This window comes from Phycicoccus sp. HDW14, from assembly GCF_011383005.1.
Classification (GTDB): domain Bacteria; phylum Actinomycetota; class Actinomycetes; order Actinomycetales; family Dermatophilaceae; genus Phycicoccus.
Map to the genome: position 1 here is coordinate 3804356 of NZ_CP049935.1, position 20963 is coordinate 3825318.

At 74.2% G+C, this 20963-nt stretch carries 18 protein-coding genes and 3 pseudogenes; 9 read left to right on the top strand and 12 right to left on the bottom strand.

What is annotated here, in order from left to right; genetic code table 11:
• Positions 1-2 precede the first annotated feature (2 nt).
• The 4 genes and pseudogenes from G7075_RS18690 to G7075_RS23195 form a co-directional block, all read right to left on the bottom strand.
• Entirely contained in the window at positions 3-560 is a 558-nt protein-coding gene (locus G7075_RS18690; protein ID WP_166123955.1) for a TetR/AcrR family transcriptional regulator, read from the bottom strand.
• A complete protein-coding gene (locus G7075_RS18695) occupies positions 557-985 on the bottom strand; it encodes an SRPBCC family protein (RefSeq protein ID WP_166123956.1) in 429 nt (142 codons plus the stop codon). The genes G7075_RS18690 and G7075_RS18695 overlap by 4 nt, the downstream gene beginning before the upstream one ends.
• A gap of 148 nt (positions 986-1133) precedes the next feature.
• Positions 1134-1340, bottom strand: coding sequence for a VOC family protein (locus G7075_RS23190; RefSeq protein ID WP_371814262.1), 207 nt, complete (start codon positions 1338-1340; stop codon positions 1134-1136).
• Between the two features lie 67 nt (positions 1341-1407).
• Positions 1408-1515: pseudogene (locus G7075_RS23195) on the bottom strand (VOC family protein); the annotation flags it as partial.
• Positions 1516-1598: 83 nt separating this feature from the next.
• Between G7075_RS23195 and G7075_RS18705 the strand changes: the two are divergent.
• The 5 genes and pseudogenes from G7075_RS18705 (at position 1599) to G7075_RS18725 (ending at position 8989) form a co-directional block, all read left to right on the top strand.
• Positions 1599-2231, top strand: coding sequence for a TetR/AcrR family transcriptional regulator (locus tag G7075_RS18705; protein ID WP_166123957.1), 633 nt, complete (start codon positions 1599-1601; stop codon positions 2229-2231).
• Positions 2232-2326: 95 nt separating this feature from the next.
• A complete protein-coding gene (gene purL, locus G7075_RS18710; RefSeq protein ID WP_166123958.1) occupies positions 2327-6232 on the top strand; it encodes a phosphoribosylformylglycinamidine synthase in 3906 nt (1301 codons plus the stop codon).
• Positions 6233-6246: 14 nt separating this feature from the next.
• A pseudogene (locus G7075_RS23200) lies at positions 6247-6504 on the top strand (DivIVA domain-containing protein); the annotation flags it as partial.
• Positions 6505-6679: 175 nt separating this feature from the next.
• Positions 6680-7813: a winged helix DNA-binding domain-containing protein gene (locus tag G7075_RS18720; protein ID WP_166123959.1), complete on the top strand. Its 1134-nt coding sequence runs from the start codon at positions 6680-6682 to the stop codon at positions 7811-7813.
• Between the two features lie 60 nt (positions 7814-7873).
• Positions 7874-8989 (top strand): DNA glycosylase AlkZ-like family protein, encoded by a 1116-nt coding sequence (locus G7075_RS18725; RefSeq protein WP_166123960.1) that lies wholly within the window; start codon positions 7874-7876, stop codon positions 8987-8989.
• 2 nt (positions 8990-8991) lie between these two features.
• On the opposite strand, the gene G7075_RS18730 is transcribed toward G7075_RS18725, so the two are convergent.
• Complete coding sequence (locus G7075_RS18730) at positions 8992-9795, bottom strand: spermidine synthase (RefSeq protein ID WP_166123961.1); 804 nt, start codon at positions 9793-9795, stop codon at positions 8992-8994.
• A 61-nt stretch (positions 9796-9856) separates the two neighbouring features.
• On the opposite strand from G7075_RS18730, the gene G7075_RS18735 reads away from it, so the two are divergent.
• A complete protein-coding gene (locus G7075_RS18735) occupies positions 9857-10234 on the top strand; it encodes a sterol carrier family protein (RefSeq protein ID WP_166123962.1) in 378 nt (125 codons plus the stop codon).
• Positions 10231-11091 (top strand): LLM class flavin-dependent oxidoreductase, encoded by an 861-nt coding sequence (locus G7075_RS18740; protein ID WP_371814122.1) that lies wholly within the window; start codon positions 10231-10233, stop codon positions 11089-11091. The genes G7075_RS18735 and G7075_RS18740 overlap by 4 nt, the downstream gene beginning before the upstream one ends.
• Positions 11092-11143: 52 nt before the next feature.
• Here the strand turns inward: G7075_RS18740 and G7075_RS18745 are convergent, their stop codons facing one another.
• The 4 genes from G7075_RS18745 to G7075_RS18760 form a co-directional block, all read right to left on the bottom strand.
• Positions 11144-11908, bottom strand: coding sequence for an anti-sigma factor domain-containing protein (locus G7075_RS18745; protein WP_166124514.1), 765 nt, complete (start codon positions 11906-11908; stop codon positions 11144-11146).
• A complete protein-coding gene (gene sigK / locus G7075_RS18750; protein ID WP_166124516.1) occupies positions 11905-12429 on the bottom strand; it encodes an ECF RNA polymerase sigma factor SigK in 525 nt (174 codons plus the stop codon). Before sigK ends, G7075_RS18745 begins: the two co-directional genes overlap by 4 nt.
• 100 nt (positions 12430-12529) lie before the next feature.
• Positions 12530-13168: a fasciclin domain-containing protein gene (locus G7075_RS18755; RefSeq protein ID WP_166123963.1), complete on the bottom strand. Its 639-nt coding sequence runs from the start codon at positions 13166-13168 to the stop codon at positions 12530-12532.
• A gap of 314 nt (positions 13169-13482) precedes the next feature.
• Positions 13483-15066 carry a molybdopterin-dependent oxidoreductase gene (locus G7075_RS18760; protein ID WP_240917753.1) on the bottom strand — a complete coding sequence of 528 codons (1584 nt, stop codon included), beginning with the start codon at positions 15064-15066 and terminating at the stop codon, positions 13483-13485.
• A 199-nt stretch (positions 15067-15265) separates the two neighbouring features.
• Between G7075_RS18760 and G7075_RS18765 the strand changes: the two genes are divergently transcribed.
• The gene (locus G7075_RS18765; protein WP_166123964.1) at positions 15266-15430 is read left to right on the top strand and encodes a hypothetical protein; all 165 of its coding nucleotides are present in this window, start codon (positions 15266-15268) and stop codon (positions 15428-15430) included.
• A 16-nt stretch (positions 15431-15446) separates the two neighbouring features.
• Positions 15447-17084, top strand: a pseudogene (gene purF, locus G7075_RS18770) (amidophosphoribosyltransferase).
• A 167-nt stretch (positions 17085-17251) separates the two neighbouring features.
• Here the strand turns inward: purF and G7075_RS18775 are convergent.
• The 3 genes from G7075_RS18775 to G7075_RS18785 form a co-directional block, all read right to left on the bottom strand.
• Positions 17252-18193, bottom strand: coding sequence for a hypothetical protein (locus G7075_RS18775; RefSeq protein WP_166123965.1), 942 nt, complete (start codon positions 18191-18193; stop codon positions 17252-17254).
• Positions 18194-18382: 189 nt separating this feature from the next.
• Positions 18383-19879, bottom strand: coding sequence for an amino acid permease (locus tag G7075_RS18780; RefSeq protein ID WP_166123966.1), 1497 nt, complete (start codon positions 19877-19879; stop codon positions 18383-18385).
• 115 nt (positions 19880-19994) lie between these two features.
• The gene (locus G7075_RS18785) at positions 19995-20963 is read right to left on the bottom strand and encodes a PH domain-containing protein (RefSeq protein WP_166123967.1); all 969 of its coding nucleotides are present in this window, start codon (positions 20961-20963) and stop codon (positions 19995-19997) included.

Genomic DNA, 20963 nt, shown 5'->3' on the forward strand with positions numbered 1-20963 from the left:
GGTCACGGGGCCTCGAGCTCACGCCGCACCATCGCGGTCCACCGGACCATCGCCGTGTCGGCCGCGGCCCGGTCGCCGGTGACGGCGACCTCGAAGAGCAGGCCCCGGGCCATCGCGAGGGACTGCAGGGCGAGGGTGGCGGCGCGGTCCTCGTCGACGCCGAGCCGGCGGTAGCCGTCGGCCAGCGCGTCCGACCAGCCCTCCGCGAACCAGCGCCGCAAGAGGGCCGCGTGCGGCTCGCCGCGCATCGCGTGCGTCGACAGCTCGAAGAACAGCGGGGCGAAGACCGCCGCGCGGTCGGCGACGTGCTGCCAGAACAGCGCGCCCGCCTCGAACGGGTCCTCGTGCGTGGCGACCAGCTCACGCAGCGCGTCCTGCTCCGCGCGCTCGACGGCCTCGACGACTGCCCCGAGCAGGCCTGCGCGGGAACCGAAGTGGTAGTTGAGCATCCGGTGGCTGGTGCCGATGCCCGCGGCCAGCGTGCGCAGGCTCGTGTCACCGACCCCGTGCTCGGCGAACCAGGCGACCGACCGCCCGAGCAGCTCGTCGCGGGCGGTCACCGGGTGAGGCGCCCCGTCGCCGTGGCCTCGAGCGCCTCGGCCTCGCGGGTCACGTACTGGCGGGTGCGGCGTCCCAGGAGCAGCCGTACGGCTCCCGCGAACGGTCCGGCCCAGGCGATGCCGAGGCGGATGCCCGTGCCGTCCGGACCCGGGAGCAGCTCGTGCGTGCCGGTGCTCCGGACGCCCGGGCTGCGCGACTCCCACGTGAAGGTCCGGCCGGGGACCCACTCGGTGACCGTCCACGTCGCCCGGGGCAGGCCCGGCTGGAGGACGACGTAGGAGGCGCCGACCTCCTCCGGGCGACCGGGCTCCACCGGCGTCACCGACCGGACGGTCGGCAGCCACGAGCCCCACGCGCGGACGTCGGACAGCACGGGCCAGAGCGCGTCGGCGGGAAGTCGGGTCCCGCGCACCACCTCAATCATGTACCAGATGGTACATGCGCCGGCCCGGTGAGGAAGGGGCCGTGGTCGCTCTCGACAGTAGGCAACACGCACAGATCCGGGCCCGACCGCCTGCGTGTTGCCTACTCTCGGGGCCGGGTGGCGGGGGGTCTCGGACGCCGGGCGGTCGTCAGCCCCGGCGGATCTCCTGGAGGGACCAGCCGTTGCCGTCGGGGTCGGCGAAGAAGGCGAAGCGGCTGCCGGGCTGGCCCTCGGCCCCGAGCTGCTGGACCTCGCTGATCTCGACCCCGCGGCCGGCCAGCTCGGCGCGTGCGGCGTCGATGTCCTCGACGACGAGCTGCACGCCACGGGTGGAGCCGGGCTCGCCGAGCGGCATCCCCACCCGAGGACGACGGAGGCAGGGGAGCCCGGGGCGTCAGCTGGACCACCCGCATCCCCGGCGCGGGGGAGATGTCGTGGTCGAGGTGGAAGCCGACGCGCTCGGTGTAGAAGGCGAGGGAGGCGTCGACGTCCGAGACGCTCAGCCCGACGACCTCGAGTCGCATGTCCATGGTGGTCTCCTCATGTAGCGGAATGTTCCGTTCCGTAAATGTAGCAGAACGGAACGGACCGTTCCAGAGGTATCCTCGAGACCGTGACCGAGACCCCGAAGCTCGACGGACGCCGCCGGCAGGCCGCCCGCAACGACGACCGCATCCTCGAGGCGGCCCGCGCGGTCTTCCTCGCCGACCCGGACGCCCCCATCGCCGAGGTGGCCCGCCGCGCAGGGGTCGGTATCAGCGCGCTCTACCGCCGGCACCCGAGCAAGGAGGCGCTCCTGCGCGAGCTGACCCGCGACGGGCTCGAGCGGTTCGCGGACGCGCTCGACGCGGGCCTGGCCGACGAGCGTGACCCGTGGACGGCCTACGGCGCCACCCTCGAGGCCGTCGTCGAGGGCGGCAGCCAGGCGCTGGCCCAGCGGCTGGCCGGGAGGTTCGCCCCGGACGCCGGGCTCACTGAGGCCGCGGCCCGTGCCGACGACCTGTACCGCGCCCTCGACCACCGGGCCCGCGAGGCCGGCGTCCTGCGCGAGGACGTCAGCGCGGCGGACGTCATCCTGCTGCTCGAGATGGTCATGCTCGTCGACCTCCCCGACCCCACCCGCATCGGTGAGCTGCGGCGGCGCTACCTCGCGCTCGTGCTCGAGTCGCTGCGTGCCCCCGGTGCCGGGCCCCTCCCCGGCGCCCCCGCTGACGGCGCCGAGCTCGCGTCCCGCTGGCAGCGCTGACCCCGCGGACGCGGAGGACGCCCTGCCGCGCCGCGCCGGTAGCCTGAGCACCGGCACCTCGCCCGCCGCGCCGCACCCCACGGGAGACCCGCACCATGGCCTCGTCGCACGACCTCGTGCTGACCACCGTCCCCGGGGGCGCCGCCCTCTCCTCGTTCCGCGCCGCCGGCGTGCTCGCCCGGCTGCGCGTCGTCGCGCCGTCGGTCACGGCCGTCGCCGCGCAGCACGTGCACTGGGTGGCGAGCGCGCAGCCCCTCGGCGACGTCACCGCCGCCACCGTGCAGCGCCTGCTCACCTACGGCGACCCGTTCGTCCCCGCCGACCCGGCCGGCCCGCACACCGCGCTCGTGGTCGTCGCCCCGCGCCTCGGCACCCTCTCGCCGTGGGCGTCCAAGGCCACCGACATCGCCCACAGCTGCGGGGTCGACGTGCGGCGGGTCGAGCGCGTCACCGAGTTCCACGTCGTCTCGGACGAACCGCTGACGGACGAGCAGTGGGCGGCCTGCGCCGACCTCCTCCACGACCGGATGACCGAGTCCGCGCTCCCGGGCCGCGACGCCGCGGCGCACCTCTTCGACGAGCGCGCGGCCGAGCCGATGGCCCACGTCGACGTCCTCGGCCGGGGGCGCGAGGCCCTCGAGGAGGCCGACCGGTCCTTCGGGCTGGCCCTGTCCGACGACGAGGTCGACTACCTCGCCGAGGCCTTCACCGGCCTGCGGCGCAACCCCACCGACGTCGAGCTGATGATGTTCGCGCAGGCCAACTCCGAGCACTGCCGTCACAAGATCTTCAACGCAGACTTCGTCATCGACGGTGAGCCGCAGCCTCGTTCGCTGTTCGGGATGATCCGGCACACCGAGGAGGTCTCGCCCGCGGGCACGGTCGTCGCCTACTCCGACAACGCCTCGGTGATGGAGGGCGGACGGCGGGTGCGCTGGCTGCCCGAGTCGACCGAGGGCCCGAGCGCGTACCGCGGGCGCGAGGACGACGTGCACGTCCTCATGAAGGTCGAGACGCACAACCACCCGACCGCGATCAGCCCCTTCCCCGGGGCGGCCACCGGTGCGGGCGGCGAGATCCGGGACGAGGGGGCGACCGGTCGCGGGAGCCAGCCCAAGGCCGGGCTCACCGGTTTCGCCGTCTCCAACCTCCACCTTCCTGGGCTCGAGGAGCCCTGGGAGAGTGAGGAGTACGGCGCACCGCCCCACATCGCCAGCCCGCTCGAGATCATGCTCGACGGTCCGATCGGCGCGGCCGCGTTCAACAACGAGTTCGGGCGCCCGGGCATCGGTGGCTTCTTCCGCGTCTACGAGCAGACCGTCGACGGCGTCCGCCGGGGGTTCCACAAGCCGATCATGTCCGCCGGTGGGCTCGGCACCATCAGCGCCGACCTCACGCACAAGGTCGTCTTCACCGCGGGCACGCTGCTCGTCCAGCTCGGCGGTCCCGGCATGCGCATCGGGATGGGCGGTGGCGCGGCCTCCTCGATGGCCGCGGGCGCCAACGCCGCCGACCTCGACTTCGACTCCGTCCAGCGCGGCAACCCCGAGATGGAGCGCCGCGCCCAGGAGGTCGTCAACCACTGCTGGAGCCTCGGCCCGGACGACAACCCCATCCTCGCCATCCACGACGTCGGCGCCGGCGGCCTGTCCAACGCCTTCCCCGAGCTCGTCGACGGTGCCTTCCTCGGGGCCCGCTTCGACCTCTCCGCCGTCCCGCTCGAGGAGTCGGGCCTGGCGCCGAAGGAGGTGTGGTGCAACGAGTCCCAGGAGCGGTACGTCGTCGCCATCGCCCCTGAGTCGCTGCCCCGGCTGGCCGCCCTCTGCGAGCGGGAGCGCTGCCCGTACGCGGTCGTCGGCGTCGCCCGTGACGACGGGCAGCTCGTGCTGGCCGACGGCCCCGACGACGTCGACGGCGAGGACCGCCCGATCGACATGCCGATGGAGACCCTGCTCGGCAAGCCCCCGCGGATGACCCGCGACGTGACCCGGGTGCAGCGGCACGGCGACGACCTCGACCCGGACGCGCTCGACCTGCGCGAGGCCGCGTACGCCGTCCTGCGCCACCCGACCGTCGCGTCCAAGCGCTTCCTCGTGACCATCGCCGACCGCACCGTCGGCGGCCTGACCCACCGCGACCAGATGGTCGGGCCCTGGCAGGTGCCCGTCGCGGACGTCGCGGTCACCCTCGCCGACCACGTCGGCTTCGCGGGCGAGGCCATGGCGGGCGGCGAACGGATGCCCCTGGCCGCCGTCGACGCCCCCGCCTCGGGCCGGATGGCCGTCGGGGAGGCGCTGACCAACCTGCTCGCCGCCCCGGTGGCCGACCTCGCGCGGGTCAAGCTGTCCTGCAACTGGATGGCGGCCTGCGGCGAGGACGGTGAGGACGCCGCGCTCTACGACACCGTGCACGCCGTCGGCATGGAGCTCTGTCCCGCCCTCGGCATCTCGGTGCCGGTCGGCAAGGACTCGCTCTCCATGCGCACGCGCTGGACCGACCCGGTGTCGGGCGACCCGAAGCAGGTGACGTCGCCGGTGTCGCTCGTCGTCACCGCGTTCGCGTCGCTGCCCGACGTGCGCGGCACGTGGACCCCGCAGGTGGCCGAGGGCGCCGAGCTGCTCCTCGTCGACCTCGGGGCCGGCCGCGACCGCCTCGGTGGCTCGGTCCTCGCCCAGGTCTCCGGGACGTTCGGGCGCGAGGTCCCCGACCTCGACGACCCGGCACACCTGACGGCCCTTGCTGCCGCCCTGTACGAGATCCGTTCCCGGGGAGTCGATCTCGCCTACCACGACCGCTCCGACGGCGGCCTCTGGGCGGTCGTGTGCGAGATGGCTTTCGCCGGCGGCACGGGGCTCGAGGTCGACGTCCCCTCCGTCGCGGCCCTCTTCGCCGAGGAGCTCGGGGTGGTCCTCGGCGTCGACCCGGCGGACGTCGGGACCGTGCGCGACGTCCTCGCCGACCACGGCCTCACCGACCTGACCCGGACCGTGGGACGCGCCACGTCCGGGCGCCGGGTCCGGGTGACGGTCGCCGGTGCCCCCGCGCTCGACGAGCCCCTCCGCGACCTCGCGCAGGCCTGGGACGAGGTGTCGTGGCGCATCTCGGTCCTGCGCGACAACCCCGGCTGCGCCGACGAGGAGCACGCCGCGTTCGGCGCCGACGACGACCCCGGCCTCGTCGTCGAACCGACCTTCGACCCCACCGACGACGTCGCCCTGCCGTACCTCTCCACCGGTGTGCGCCCGAAGGTCGCCGTGCTGCGTGAGCAGGGCGTCAACAGCCACGTCGAGACGGCGTTCATGCTCGACCGGGCCGGCTTCGACGCCTACGACGTGCACATGACCGACCTCCAGGCCGGGCGCATCGACCTCGCGGACGTCCAGGGGCTCGTCGCGGCCGGTGGCTTCTCCTACGGCGACACGCTCGGCGCCGGTGAGGGCTGGGCCCGCTCGGTCCTGTTCTCGCAGAGGCTGACCGACCAGTTCCGCACGTTCTTCCACCGCGACGACACCTTCGGCCTGGGCATCTGCAACGGGTGCCAGATGTTCGCCGCGCTCGCCGACCTCGTCCCCGGCGCCGAGGCGTGGCCGCGGTTCACGCGCAACCGTTCCGAGCAGTACGAGGCCCGGCTCACGCTCGTCGAGGTGCTCGACAGCCCGTCGGTGCTCACCACGGGGATGGCCGGCAGCCGCATCCCCATCGCGGTGGCCCACGGTGAGGGCTTCGCCAACTTCTCGGCCCGCGGCGACCTCGCGTCGGTGGCCAAGGTCGCCCGCTTCGTCGACCACCACGGTGCGCCGGCGACCCGGCACCCGCACAACCCGAACGGCTCGCCGGGCGGCCTCACGGCGGTGACCACCACCGACGGCCGGTTCACCGCGATGATGCCGCACCCCGAGCGGGTGTCCCGCAACCTCCAGATGTCCTGGACGTCCGGGGACCTCGACGACGAGAGCCCGTGGTTGAGGATGTTCCGCAACGCCCGCGTCTTCGCGGGCTGACGAGAGGGGGACCGGTGCTGACACCGGAGGACGTGCTGAACACGAGCTTCACCCAGACCCAGTTCCGGGAGGGGTACGAGGAGCGGGAGGTCGACGAGTTCCTCGACGACGTCGTCGCCTCGCTGCGCCACCTCGACGGTGCCGGCGGGTCGGGCGGGGCCAGGCCGCGGCGGCTCCTCACGGCCGACGCGGTCGGGGCGGTGCGCTTCACCCCGACCCGCTACCGGCGCGGCTACGACATGGCCGAGGTCGACGCCCTCCTCGAACGGGTCGTCGCGGAGCTGGCGACCCGTGAGGGCGGAGGGCATCCGTCTCCCGCGCCGGTCGACGGACGGGCCGCGGCCCCGGCGGCTGCGACCGCGACGACGACCGCCACCGGACCCACCCCCGCATCCGGCGGCGGACTCGGTGCCCGCGTCCTGCGCCTGCTGCGCGGGACCCGAGGCCGTGAGCCCGCACGCCGTCGACGACCGGGCGGTCGCGCGGTGGCGGTTCCGGACCCAGCTGCTCGACGGCCGGTCCGCGCCCGACGGACCGGCGGCGGTCCGCTCGCTGCTGGCCGTGCAGGCCGAGAACCTCGACCAGACCGGATGGGCCCTGGCCTCGCGCAGCGCCGCGGGCCTGCCGCCCGCGACCATGGCCGGCCTGCTCGCCGACGGCACGCTGGTGCGCACGCACGTCCTACGGCCCACCTGGCACCTCGTGCACCGCGCCGACCTGCGCTGGCTCCTCGAGCTCACCGGCCCCCGGGTGCGCCGGCAGGTGGGCCGCCAGCTGGAGCGCGACCTCGGCCTCGACCCGGCGACCGTCGCGGCCTGCACCGACGTCGTCCTCGCCGCGCTCGCCGAGACGCCCGACCTCACCCGCGACGAGCTCGGGGCGGCGCTCGAGTGGGCCGGACGACCCCTCGACGGGATGCGGCTGATGGTCCTCCTGGCCCACGCCGAGATGGGCCTGCACCTCGGCAGCGGCACCCCCCGCCCCGAGCCCGCCACCGCCACCGGCACCGGTTCCGCCACCCAGACCTACCGGCTCCTCGACGGGCGGCTCGACCCCTCGCCCCACGCAGACCGCGACGAGGCGCTGGCCGCCCTCACCCGCCGCTACGTCCTCGGCCACGGGCCGGCGACCGAGCGTGACCTCGCCTACTGGGCCACCCTGACGCTCACCGACGTCCGGGCCGGGATCGCCTCCGCGGCAGCGGAGCTCGAGTCCTTCGAGCACGACGGCCGCACCTTCTGGCACGCGCCCGGCGAGACGCCGCCGCCTCGACCTCGCACGCCGCGCGTCCACCTGCTGCACCTGCTCGACGAGTGGTACCGCGGTCACCAGGACTCCCGGCTCGTCGTCGACGCCGACGGCCTGCACCCGGTCGGGCGCGAGCCGTCCATCGGGCTGCTCGCCGTCGACGCGCAGATCGCGGGCACCGTGCGGCGCACCGTCCGCCCGGCGTCCGTGGCGTTCGACGTCACCCCCTACCGCCCGCTCACCGCGGCCGAGCGTCGTGCCCTCGACGAGGAGGCGGCCCGCTACGGCGCCCACCTCGAGCGGACCCCCGTGCTCACCGTCGCCGGCGGCTGACCCCCAGCCACAGCGCGAACCGGACGGCGGTCGTCCGGAACCCGTGCGAGGCTGCCGGGCATGGGGACGACCGAGCTCTCGACGACCTGGGACCGTGCGCTGGCGTGGCGGCTGCAGCGGCACCTGCTGGCGCCACCGGGCGACGAGCCGGTGGCCGACGTCGTCCGGCGGCTCGGCGCCGTGCCCTCGATGGACCCCGGCCTCGCCGAGCTGGCGGTTCGGTCCCGCCGCCGGTCCTCGCGGCCGGATGAGCTGGCACAGGCCGTGGCCGACGGGTCCGTCGTCATGGCCTACGCCTTCCGCGGTGCGGTGCACCACCTCTCGGCGGAGGACGGCGGCGCCTACCTCACCCTGCGGGCGGCCGGCCGGCAGTGGGAGCGGCGCAGCTGGGTCGAGTACTACCGGCTGACCGCCGAGGACTGGCCGGACTTCCGGGCCGCCGTGCGCGACGCGCTGGCCGACGGGCCGCTGACCGTGCAGGAGCTCGGCGAGGCCCTCACGCGCCGGACGGCCTACCGGCACCTCGCGCCGGTCTTCGCCGAGGGCGCCGGCACGCTCGTCAAGCCGCTCCACTGGCAGGGCGACATGGTCTTCGGGCCGCCCCGGGACGGCAGGCCCACCTTCCAGCGGGCCGACACCAACCCGCACTGGCGCGGCCTGCCCGACCTCGACGCGGCGGGCGAGCACGTCGTCACGGCGTACCTGCGCAGCTACGGCCCCGCCACCCCGGCCCACGTCCATCGCTGGCTCGGCGACGGGCTGAGCGCCGGTCGGCGGCGCATCGACGGCTGGCTGTCCGCGCTCGCCGACCGCCTCGCCACCGTCGACGTCGAGGGCACTACCGCGCTCGTGCTGGCCGAGGACGTCGCGGCCCTCGAGGCGGCCGAACCCTCCGGTGCCGTGTGCCTCCTCCCGGGGCACGACCAGTGGGTGATGGGCCCCGGGAGCCAGGACGAGCACGTGGTCCCGCCCGCGCGCCGGGAGGCCGTGACGCGCAAGGCCAACCTCGTGGTCGTCGGCGGGGTGGTCCGCGGGACCTGGGCGCGCCGGGGCGGGGACCTCACCCTCACCTGGCTCGACGAGGGGCCGCGACCCGATGCCGCGCTGTCCGAGGCGGGTGACCATCTCGCCGGCCTGCTCGGCGGAGACCTGCGCGTGCGGCTCGACTCCGCCTGAGCTCAGCGCCGACGCCACCCGGAGGGGTCGGGCGCCTCCGGGGAGGGTGACTCGTCGACGCCGGCCCGCATCGCCCGGGCGGCCGGCACCCGGCGGGCCACGTCCGTCCCCGGCAGCACGCCGGTGGGCAGGGCGGCCGACGCCGCCGCCCGGCGCAGCGTCCAGAGGTCGAGCGGGGAACCGCTCGCGACGAGCACGAGGTTGCCGAACCGCCGCCCCTTCAGTACCTCGTGGAGACCGACGATCGCGGTGTGCCCGAACGACTCCCGGGCGCCGGCGACCACCCGCGCGACGTAGCGCATCCCGGGCTCGTCGGTGAGGTTCGCGAGGAGGAGGCCGCCGTCGCCGAGCACCCGTCGGGCGTCGGCCAGCCACTCGACGGTGGTCAGCCCGGCCGGGACCCGGCCGCCGTCGAAGGCGTCGAGCACGACGAGGTCCGCGCTGTCGTCGGCGAGGGCTGCCATCCCCTCCTCGCCGCGCACGGGACGCACCCGGATGCGGTGGCCGCGCGGCAGCGGGAGCTCGCGGCGGACGGCCTCGGTGAGCGCCGTGTCGGGCTCGAGCACGACCTGGGGCGACCCCGGCCGGGTGTGGTGCACCCAGCGGGCGAGGGTCAGGCCGCCGCCCCCGACGTGCGTGACCCGCAGCCGACCGTCCGGGGCCAGCGCGTCGACGGCCAGGGCCAGGTGCTGGACGTACTCGAAGTGCAGGACTGCCGGCTCGTCGAGGTCGACCGCCGACTGCGGCAGGCCGTCGAGGAGGACCGTGACGGCGCCCCCGTCCTCCTCGAAGCGCACCTCGGCCACGGCAGCAGGCTACGGGGCGCACCGGGAGCCGGGGTCGGCGCCCGCGGGTAGCGTCGGGCCCATGCCACCCCGCCGCCGCACCGACCCCCTCGCCGGCCGGGCCGCCCTGGCCGCCTGGCACGCCGACCCCGAGGGCACCGACCGCGCCACCCGGGCCACCGCCGTCCGGCACACCCTCGACGAGCTCGCGGCGCGCGCGCCCGGCAACAGCGTCGAGGTGCGGGTGCCCCCGTACGGCGTCACCCAGTGCGTCGAGGGTCCGCGGCACACGCGGGGCACCCCGCCCAACGTCGTCGAGACCGACGCCGAGACCTGGCTGCGCCTGGCCACCGGCACCACCGGGTGGGCCGCGGCGCTCGCCGAGGGTGTCCTGCGGGTCAGCGGCACCCGGGCCGACCTCTCGCCGCTCCTGCCGCTGACCCGCGAGGAGGCCCGGTGAGCGCCCTGCGGCACGGCGTCGTCCTGCTCACCGACGAGCCGTGGCGGCAGATGGCCCCGCGCTGGCGGGCCGTCGAGGAGCTGGGCTTCGACCACGCGTGGACCTACGACCACCTCGTGTGGGGCGGCCTGCCCGACAGCCCGTGGTTCAGCGCCCTGCCCACCCTCGCCGCGGCGGCCGGCGTCACCGAGCGGATCGGGCTCGGCACGTTCGTGTCCTCGCCGAACCAGAACCACCCGTACACGTACGCCCGCGACGTCATCACCCTCGACGACCTCACCGGCGGGCGCTTCCTCTGCGGGCTCGGCACGGGCGGCGACCTCGACTCGCGGCTGCTCGGCGCCGAGCTCGTCCTGCGCCAGCGCGTCGAGCGCTTCCACGAGTTCGTCCCGCTCCTCGACCGGCTGCTGCGCGAGGACCACGTCGACCACGAGGGCGACTGGTACCGCACCCGCGACGCCCGGACCCTGCCCGGCCCCGTGCGCCACCGGGTGCCGCTGCTCGTCGCCGCCAACGGGCCGCGCTCCATCCGGCTGGCCGCGACGCACGCCGACGGCTGGGTCACCTACGGCGGACGCGGCGACACCCTCGACGAGTGGTTCGCCCACGTCGCCGAGCTCGTCGAGCGCTTCGACGACGCCGTCGGGGAGGCCGGTCGGGGTCCGCTCGACCGCTATCTCTCCCTCGACTCCTCACCGCGGTTCTCGCTCGAGTCCGCCGGCCTGCACGCCGAGATGACCGGTCGGGCCGCGGCGCTCGGCTTCACCGACGTCGTCGTGCACTGGCCGCGCGAGGAGGGCCCGTACGCGGGCGACCCCGCCGTCCTCGAGGAGGTGGCGGGGTCGCTCGGCGGCTGACGCCGGGTCCGGCTGACGCCGTTCCGGCGGAGGCCGGTCGGGTGGTGGGTCGTCAGGCGACGGCCATCACCATGATCGGTGCCGAGGTCGGCGCGGCGGACCCGCCGGCCGGCTCGACGGTGACGCCGACGGCGGCCGCGCCGTCGATCCGGCCCTCGAGCGCGGCCTCGGCCCGCCCGTCCGTGCCGGCGGTGAGGAACCCGGCGGGCCGGGCGACCTCGTCGGAGCCGACGTACCAGAGCTGGTAGGTCTTGCCCTGGGGCGCCTGCGGCATGCCGCTGACCGTGATGGCCGAGCGGCCGAGCGTCCGGCTGTAGGCGAGCGTGGCCGTGGTGTCGCCCTTGTGGCTCGTGACCGTCGCGGCGTCGGCGGCCCGCTCGACCTGCTGGACGGCGGTGAGCTGCGGGGCGTCGGTCGACCACGGGCTCCAGGCGACTCCACCGACGACGATCGCGGCGGCGGCCGCGGCCGCGGCGAACCACGTGCTCGTGCGTCGGACGAACGGGATGACCCGGGCGCCGGGCTGCTCGGCGGTCGGCGCCTCGGACGCCAGGGCCTCGGGGGCGGGGGTCTCGTCGGCGACGAGCGGCGGCAGCGGCCGGACCTGGGCGATGCCCGCGAGCACGGAGGCGCGCAGCGAGGCCGGTGGCGTGGCGTCGTTGAGTGAGGTGAGTGCGTGGGCGGCGTCCGACAGCTCGGACACCTCGGCGCGACACGAGTCGCAGGCGGCGAGGTGCTGCTCGAAGGCCGATCGCTCGGCGGGGTCGAGGGCGTCGACCGCGTACGCACCGCTGAGGTGGTGCAGATCGGGGCTCATGCCGGTACTCCCAACGTGTCCCGGAGACGGATGAGACCGTCGCGGATCCTGGTCTTGGCGGTTCCGAGGGGCAACCCGAGGAGGCTGGCCACCTCGGTGTGCGTGTAGCCGCCCAGGTAGGCCAGCTCCACGGCGCTGCGCTGCGCCTCGGTGAGGGTGAGGAGGGCCTTGCGGACCCGTTGTGCCTCGAGCGAGCTCGAGGCGGCCTCGGCGGTCTGGTCGAACTCGACCGGCTGGTTGGCGGCCGCGTGCGCGTCGTCGCGGCGCCGGGAGGCCTCGCTGGAGCGGACCCGGTCGACCGCCGCGCGGTGCGCGATGGTCATCAGCCACGAGAGGGCGCTGCCCCGGGCCGAGTCGAACCGGGCGCTGGTGCGCCAGACGTCGAGGTAGACCTCCTGGGTGACCTCCTCCGACATCGCGGGGTCCCGGACGATCCGCAGGACGAGTCCGTAGACCCGGCGCGAGGTGGCGTCGTAGAGCTCGGCGAAGGCCGCCTCGTCACCCCTGGCCGAGCGGCGCAGGAGCTCCGCGAGGTCGGCCGCGGAGGCAGCCGCCCCCCGGACGCGGAGGTGCGTGGTCCGGGGGAAGCGGCTGTCATGTCATCCATCATGGCTGATCAGGTCACATCGCCGGGACGAGAACCTTGTCGATGATGTAGACGGTGGCGTTGGCGGTCTGCACGTTGCCGCAGACGACCTTCGCGTCACCGGGGGTCACGGTGAAGTCCTCACCGGAGCCGGAGACCGTGATCGACTTGCCCGAGAGGGTCTTGTGCTCGCCGGCGACCTGGTCCGGCGAGAGCCGGCCCTCGACGACGTGGTTGGTCAGCACGGTGGTCAGCAGGCCCTTCGGGTCCTTCATGGCCGCGTCGAGCGTGGCCTTCGGGAGGGCGGCGAACGCGTCGTCGGTCGGCGCGAAGACGGTGATGTCCTTGGCCGAGTTCAGCGTGTCGCCGAGGCCGGCCTCGCCGACGGCGGTGACGAGGGTCTTGAGGGCCGGGTTGTTGCTCGCCGCGGTGGCGACCGGGTCCTTGGCCATGCCGTCGAACGAACCGGCGCCGCTGGTGGGCACGCCGGCGCAGGCCGAGCCGAAGGGCTTGTCCATCGACGCGGTCGACTCCGACGGGCTGGCCGCGGGGGCCGAGGAGCTCGCGGTGTTGCTGGAGCCGGAAGCGGAGGTCGTGTCGTCCGAACCGCAGGCGGCGAGGGTGAGGGGCAGGGCCAGCGCCAGGGCGGCGACCGTCAGGCGGGTGGAACGCATGGGAGGTGCTCCTTGCAGAAGGTGGGTCTTGTGCTTCGTACACATGTCGTTCGGTACCTCGCGCGGGGTGGATTGGCTGCGGGGCAACTTTTTTCCGGGATGTCCGGTCACGAATCGGTCACGGCCCGTGGGCCGGCGGCCCGGGCGGCGTTCCGGGCCGCACGGGAGGCCGTCTCGGGCGCCGTGCTGCCCCGGCACGGACGCCCCGCGGTCCTGCCACGGACGCCCTGCTGCTGCCGGCCGCCGCCGGGGGACACGACGACGCCCACCGGCCGCAGGGGAGGCCGATGGGCGCCGCGTGCAGGGCGGTCCCGTCACTCGACGGTGACGATCACCGAGTGCCACCCGGTTGCTCCGCGGGGAAAGGGGGTCTGCCGCTTGTCGGTCTGGGCCTTGCCGTCCTCGTCGGTGGCGCGCACCTCGAGGGTGTGGCGACCGGGCAGGGCGTCCCAGGGCAGGTACCACTGGCGCCAGTAGTCGATGCCGGCGTCGGGACCGAGCTTGGTCTCCTGCCACTGGCCACCGTCGACGCGGACCTCGACCTTCGCGACGCCGCGCTGCTGGGCCCAGGCGATGCCGCCGATGACGGTGCGTCCGGCCTTGAGGGTCGAGAGCGGCTTCGGGGTGTCGATCCGGCTCTCGGTGTAGATGGGGCCGTCGATGGCCCAGTCACGGCCGGTCCAGTACGCGGTCTTCTTCGCGTACGTCGTCGCGGTGAGCTTCGTGAGCCACTTCGTCCCGCCGACGAACCCGTACAGGCCGGGGGTGATGAGCCGCGCGGGGAAGCCGTGGGCCGGCGGCAGCGGGGTGCCGTTCATCCCGACGGCCACGAGGGCGTCACGGTCGTCCATGAGCGCCTGGACCGGGGTCGAGATGGTCATGCCCTCGGTGGAGGTGCTGAAGATCTGGTCGACGCCGGACTGCACGCCGGCCCGCTCGAGCAGGTCGCGCACCCGCACACCGAGCCAGCGGGCGCTGCCGACGTAGGGGCCGCCGACCTCGTTGGACACGCAGGTGAGCGTGACGTCCTTCTCGATCATCGGGAGCTTGAGCAGCTCGTCGAAGGTCAGCGTGAACGGCTTGTCGACCATCCCGTCGATGGTGAGCTCCCATCCGGTCGTGCTGACCCGGGGGATGACGAGGGCGGTGTCGATCCGGTAGAAGGCGTCGTTCGGCGTCCGAAAGGAGGACACCCCCCGCACCATCTCCTCCAGCCCCTGCGGGAGCGGCTCGAGCGTGGTCGCGGGCGTGGGCAGGACGACGTCGCTGACCGACGTGGCGCTGCGCACGAGCGACTGGCCGATGGCCCCGCCCGTGGCGGCGACGGCCCCGAGGCCGGCCGCGGCGACGATGACGGTGCGCCGGCCGCTGGTGCCGTCTCCGGCCGCACTGCGGTCGGGACCCGCGCCGGACGTGGGGTCGGCGTCGGCCGCGGCCCAGCGGTCGAGGGAGCGCAGCAGCCAGGAGGCGCCGAGCACCCCGACGATCGCCGTCACCGCGCCCGGGAAGAGGTCGACCGGCTGGGCGGTGGGGCGCAGGGCGGCGGCGACGGCCGCGAGCAGGGCGAGGGCGCCGAGCAGGGCCAGGCCGAGGGTGCGGCGGGTCCGGGCGACGAGGCCGATGACCGCCGCGGCGACGAGCGTCACGAGGGCGACCGAGCCGATGAGGATCGGCTTGTCGGCCGTGCCGAAGTGGGCGACCGCCCACTCCTTGACCGGCGTCGGGGTGGCGTCGATGACGGTGGAGCCGACGGCGAGCACGGGCGAGGCCTCCGGGGAGACCAGCCCGGCCACGAGGTGGCCGGCGCCGGCGCCGGCGGCCGTGGCCAGCAGGGTGCCGGCCGCGTACCAGCCCTTCCGGGAGTGGCGGCCTGCTGAGGTCTGCTGGGTATCGGTCACGACGGGTGTTCGGAACGGCGGGCCCGGTCGGATGGAGCGGGGCGGGCGGTGGGAGGGGTCACCTGTCCAGTGTGGGTGGGCCGGGCCCGCCGCGGCGCCCCCGTCCCCGTACCGTAAGGAGTGTGAAACCTGCTCGGCGCCCCGCTTCCTCCCGTTCATCCTCACGGGTGCGGTCATCGGCTTCGCCCTGGGCGCGGCCGTGGCCGACTTCGGCTGGCTCGAGGACCCCGACTCGGTGCTCGCCCAGTACCAGTACTCGGCCACGTCGGCCATCGGCTACCTGGGGCTGCTCGGCGCCGCCCTGTTCGCCCTCGTCGCCGCGGTCCTGGCCCTGCTCGTCGAGCGGTCGTCCCGCCGCTCCTGACCGACGCCGTGAGAGGATGGAGCACGTGCCACACGGAGACGGACGCCTCAGCCACGACCTGATTCCCGGTGAGAAGGCCCCCAGGACGCCTGCGGGGTGTTCGGGGTCTGGGCCCCCGGCGAGGACGTCGCCAAGCTCACCTACTACGGCCTCTACGCGCTGCAGCACCGCGGGCAGGAGTCCGCGGGCATCGCGACCTCCGACGGCAAGCGCCTCCTCGTCTACAAGGACATGGGGCTGGTGTCGCAGGTCTTCGACGAGCGCTCGCTCGCCTCGCTGACCGGCCACCTCGCCGTCGGGCACTGCCGGTACTCCACGACCGGCGGCTCGACCTGGGAGAACGCCCAGCCGACCCTCGACGGGCACGACGGCTCGACCGTCGCGCTGGCCCACAACGGCAACCTCATCAACGCCGCCGACCTGCGCGACCTCGTCGCCGGCCACCGGGTCGAGGGCCACCGCGGTGAGATCGCCCGGGCAACACCACCGACACCGCGCTGGTCACCGCCCTCCTGACGCACGACCCCGACCGCACCCTCGAGGCCGCCGCGCTCGACGTGCTGCCGATGCTGCGGGGCGCGTTCTGCTTCGTGTTCATGGACGAGCACACGCTCTACGCCGCGCGCGACCCCAGGGGTTCCGCCCGCTCGTCATCGGCCGGCTCGAGCGGGGGTGGGTCGTCGCCTCGGAGACCGCCGCCCTCGACATCGTCGGCGCCTCGTTCGTCCGGGAGGTCGAGCCCGGCGAGATGATCGCGATCGACGAGGACGGCCTGCGCTCGCAGCGCTTCGCCCCGGCCGCGCCGCACGGCTGCGTCTTCGAGTACGTCTACCTCGCCCGGCCGGACACGACGATCGCCGGTCGCGGGGTGCACGAGGCCCGCGTCGAGATGGGCCGCACGCTGGCCCGCGAGCACCCCGTCGAGGCCGACATGGTGATGCCCACCCCGGAGTCCGGCACGCCGGCCGCCATCGGGTACGCGCAGGAGTCCGGCATCCCGTACGGGCAGGGGCTCGTCAAGAACTCGTACGTCGGGCGCACCTTCATCGCCCCGTCGCAGACCATCCGGCAGCTGGGTATCCGGTTGAAGCTCAACCCTCTTCGCGAGGTCATCAAGGGCAAGCGGCTCGTCGTGGTCGACGACACCATCGTCCGCGGCAACACGCAGCGCGCGCTGGTGCGGATGCTGCGCGAGGCCGGGGCGGCCGAGGTGCACGTGCGGATCTCCGCGCCGCCGGTGCAGTGGCCGTGCTTCTTCGGCATCGACTTCCCGACGCGCGCCGAGCTGATCGCCACCGGCCTGGCCGTCGAGGAGGTGTGCACCTCGATCGGGGCCGACTCCCTCGGCTACATCTCCGAGGAGGGGATGGTGGCCGCCACCCGTCAGCCTCCCGAGCGGCTGTGCACGGCGTGCTTCACGGGCGTCTACCCGGTCGCGATGCCCGAGGACGGCCGGCTCGGCAAGGGCGTCCTCGAGCTCGAGCTGCCGCTGGGCGGCGGGGGTCGCGGTGGCGGTGGCGACTCGGACCCGCGGGCCGTGGGGGAGCGGCACCCGCACCGCCAGGCGCCGCTCGTCGACGTGCCCGTGCTCGACGTCGACGGCGTGCCGACCTCCGCCGGCGGTGGCGCGGCCGAGGCCGTCCTCCGCCCCTGACCCCGCCGTTCTCCCCCTCTCACCCCGGTTCGAGGTGAAACCGGGCCCTCTCGTGGTCCGTTTTCACCTCGAACGGCGGCGAGGCCGATGTCTGATGTGCGCGTCGAGGTGAAGCCGGGCCTTCTGGTGGTCTGCTTTCACCTCGAACCCGACGGGGTACCGGGTCATCAGGCGGCCGACCGACCGACTCGCAACCGGTAGGCGGTGCAGATCTGGTCGAGGTAGGCGTCTCTGGACAGTCTCCAGCCCAGCAGTGCGACCCGGAGCACGAGCTCGTCGCCGAGCTGGATGTCGTTCTGCCGCATCGTGTCGTCGAGCATCTGCAGCCCTGCGAGGTGCCCCGACCCGTCGACCTCGACGACGAGCCGGGCCTCCGCCCACTCGAGGTCGAGGTAGGCCTTCCCGCCCGGCAGGCGTCGGACGGCCTGCCGGGTCGGTGGGGGCAGGCCCCGACGGCGAAGTGCCTCGACCACGTCGATCTCGCCCAGCGAGTGCGCACCGTCCGCGATGTCGGCCACCACGGTGCGGATGAAGGCGCGCCGCGTGCGGCCCCGCACGACGGTGACGGCCTCGAGGAGCTGGGCGCCCGTGCAGAGGCGCTGCTGGACCGGTAGGACCAGGAGCAGGGCCGCCTGCCGGTCGCTCACCGCCCAGTGGGCTGCTCGGACGGCCGCAACCGCGGGGACCGTCCGGGGGAGGCCGGCGCCCACGACCTCGTGGGGGACGCGCCGGATGACCTTGTGGATGACGACTCCCTCGACGTCCTCCACCTCGGTGGTGTGCCGGACGGAGACGTGGACGCGGTCGTCCTCGAAGCCGGTCATCCCCGCGTGCTGGAGGGCGGTGACACCGTCGACGGCCGCGACCCGCGCGCCGACCTCCCAGACTGCGCGCCAGCGCCGGGCAAGGGGGTCGAGCGCGCCGTTGGTCGTCGACACGGTCTGCACCCCGTGGCGGACCCATCGCCCGGCCTTGACCTCGCGCCCGACCATCCGCCGGTCGACGCCGGCCTCGCGCAGCCTGCGCCGCGAGAGCACTCCGCCGTGCTCGAGCGAGAGGGCGGCGGCGCGGGCCCGTCGAGCCGCCACCGGGTCGCGAGGGTCGGACATGGAGGCAGCGTCGCAGTGGCCGGTGGCGGGTCGACAGGGCCGGTGGGCCGCCTGTGGACGGTTCGCCGACGGCGGCCTCCTGTGGACGAACCGCCGACCAGCGTCGGTTCGAGGTGAAGGTGCACCACGAGAGGGCCCGGTTTCACCTCGAACCGGGGACCGAGGAGGTCGAACCGGCGAGAGGGAGGCTCAGGAGGAGGTGGTCTCCTCCTGCTCGGCGGGGTGGTTGTCGTCCTTGCCCATCGCGAGCCGGCTGCGGCGCACGCCGTAGGTGAAGTAGATGACGAACCCGATGGCCATCCAGATGAGGAACCGCAGCCAGGTCTCGACCGACAGGTTGATCATCAGGTAGACGCTGATCAGCGCGGCGGCGACCGGCAGCACCGGCGAGAACGGCACCCGGAACGCCCGCTCGAGGTCGGGCCGCCGAGAGCGCAGCACGGGCACGGCCAGCGACACCAGCGCGAACGCCGACAGGGTGCCGATGTTGACCATCTCCTCGAGCTTGCCGATGGGCGTCAGCGAGGCGATGAGGGCGACGGCGGTGCCGATCATCAGGGTGAGCCGGATGGGGGTGCCGGTCTTCGGGTGGGTGCGGGCCAGGCTGCGCGGCAGCAGCCAGTCGCGGGCCATCGCGAAGGTCACGCGGGTCGCGCCGATGATCAGCGTCATGACGACGGTCATCAGTCCGGCGACCGCCCCGGCCGCGATGAGCGTCGCGTACCCCGGTTTCCCGACCGACTCGAACGCCGACGCCAGCGCGGCCTTCGGGTCGATCTCCGAGTACGGCACCATCCCCGTGATGACGAGCGTCGTCGCGACGTAGAGCACCGTGCAGATGACGAGCGAGGCGATGATGCCGATCGGCAGGTCGCGCTGCGGGTTCTTCGCCTCCTCGGCGGTGGTGGCGACGACGTCGAACCCGATGTAGGCGAAGAAGACGATCGAGGCGCCGGAGACGATGCCGAGGATGCCGTAGGTCGTCGGCTCGAGGCCGAAGAGCACCTGCACGAGCGGCGCCGCCAGGCCGTCGACCGACTCGCCCGCCTTGGCCGGCGGGATGAACGGGCTGTAGTTGGACGTGCTGACGAACGAGATGCCGGCGACGATGACGAACAGGACGATGAAGAGCTTGACCCCGACGAGCACGAGGTTGACCCGCAGCGACTCCTTGATGCCGATGGCGATGAGCGCCGTGAGCACGAGGATGAGCACGAAGGCCGGCAGGTCGAAGTGCGACCCGGGCGCGACCGACGCCGGCACCGTGATGTCCAGCTTCCCGAGGAAGAGCGTCGCGTACTGCGACCAGCCCTGGGCCACGACGCTGGCGCCGAGCATCAGCTCGAGGAGCAGGTCCCATCCGATGATCCACGCGACGAGCTCGCCGAGCGACGCGTACGAGAACGTGTACGCCGAGCCGGACACGGGCACGGTGGAGGCGAACTCGGCGTAGCAGAGGGCAGCCAGGCCGCAGCAGATCGCGGCGAGGACGAACGAGATGGCGATCGACGGGCCCGCGTAGTCGGCGGCGGCCCGGCCGGTGAGGGTGAAGATGCCGGCGCCGATGATGACGCCGATGCCGAAGACCGTGAGGTCGAGGGCGGTGAGCTTCTTCTTGAGCTGGAACTCCGGTTCGTCGGTCTCGCGGATGGACTGCTCGATCGACTTGGTGCGCATGACGCCCACGTCGTCCTCCTCGCCTCGCAGTGGTCGGTCGAGCGATGACGCTAGCGAACTCTCGGGGCGCGAGAGACGGCTGGTGCGTACGGTTTCACGGTCGGAGACGGGGTGTCCGGACCCCTCAGTGCTGCTCGTCGACCCACTCGCGCGGCGGGTACAGCGGGATGGCCCGCACGTCGTCGTCGCGCTCGACCGACGACCGCGCGTCCTCCGCCCGGACGACGGGGATCTCGCCGGTGTCGCCGAGCCGGCCGAGCGGGCGCAGGTTGGACGAGCGGTACCAGGTCTCGGGGCTGGTGCGCGGCATCGGCGGGTGGCCCGACGGGGACACCTCGACGCCGCCGGTCCCGGGGTCGAGCGGACCGGGGGCCTGGGGGCCGGGACCGCGTCCGCGCGGTGGACCGCCGTCGCCGCCCCCGCCGCCGTCGCCGCCCCCGCCGCCGTCACCACCGTCGTCGGGGCCGTCGTCCCTGCGCCGCGGCCGGCGGGGCAGCTTCGGCCAGGAACGCCCTGTGTCGGACCGGCGTTCGCGCGGCTTCTCCCCGAAGATCTCGGAGTTGAGCGCCGCGTTGACGTGGTCGGGCTCGGGGATGAAGGTCAGCTCGCGGATGGCCTGCTGCTGCCCCGCGCTCTCGATGATGATCGTGCCGAACCCGAACAGCTCACCGAGCAGGGTGCGCCGGTAGGTCATGTCGGTGACCTTGGTCAGGCGCATCATCGGCACGCTGACGTCGAGGACGCCCTCGTGCTTGAGGATGCGCTTGTTCGTCACGACGATCCACCGGTAGCGGCGCTGCAGCTCGGCCCACCCCAGGCGGGCCAGCCCGATGAGGAGCACGACGCCGGTCAGCCGCAGCAGGGGCTCGGCGACGTGCAGCCCGGTGTCGAACCAGAGGTAGACGACGAGGGCCGCCACCGGCCAGACCGCGCGGCGGACGAGCACGGCCGGGTGCTGGCGGGTGCGGATGACGATGCGCTCGCCCTCGGCGAGCTGGCGCTCGAGGCTGCGGGCGACCCGCCCGGGCATCGCCTCGAGGTCGACCTCGACGCTGTCCGGGGTCCCGTCCGTGACGGAGTGGGCCCGGCGCAC

Coding starts and splice junctions, on each gene's coding strand:
- G7075_RS18695 (WP_166123956.1), bottom strand. CDS start 985: ATGATTGAGGTGGTGCGCGGGACCCGACTTCCCGCCGACGCGCTCTGG.
- G7075_RS23190 (WP_371814262.1), bottom strand. CDS start 1,340: ATGCCGCTCGGCGAGCCCGGCTCCACCCGTGGCGTGCAGCTCGTCGTC.
- purL (WP_166123958.1), top strand. CDS start 2,327: ATGGCCTCGTCGCACGACCTCGTGCTGACCACCGTCCCCGGGGGCGCC.
- G7075_RS18725 (WP_166123960.1), top strand. CDS start 7,874: ATGGGGACGACCGAGCTCTCGACGACCTGGGACCGTGCGCTGGCGTGG.
- G7075_RS18735 (WP_166123962.1), top strand. CDS start 9,857: ATGCCACCCCGCCGCCGCACCGACCCCCTCGCCGGCCGGGCCGCCCTG.
- G7075_RS18745 (WP_166124514.1), bottom strand. CDS start 11,908: ATGAGCCCCGATCTGCACCACCTCAGCGGTGCGTACGCGGTCGACGCC.
- G7075_RS18755 (WP_166123963.1), bottom strand. CDS start 13,168: ATGCGTTCCACCCGCCTGACGGTCGCCGCCCTGGCGCTGGCCCTGCCC.
- G7075_RS18775 (WP_166123965.1), bottom strand. CDS start 18,193: ATGTCCGACCCTCGCGACCCGGTGGCGGCTCGACGGGCCCGCGCCGCC.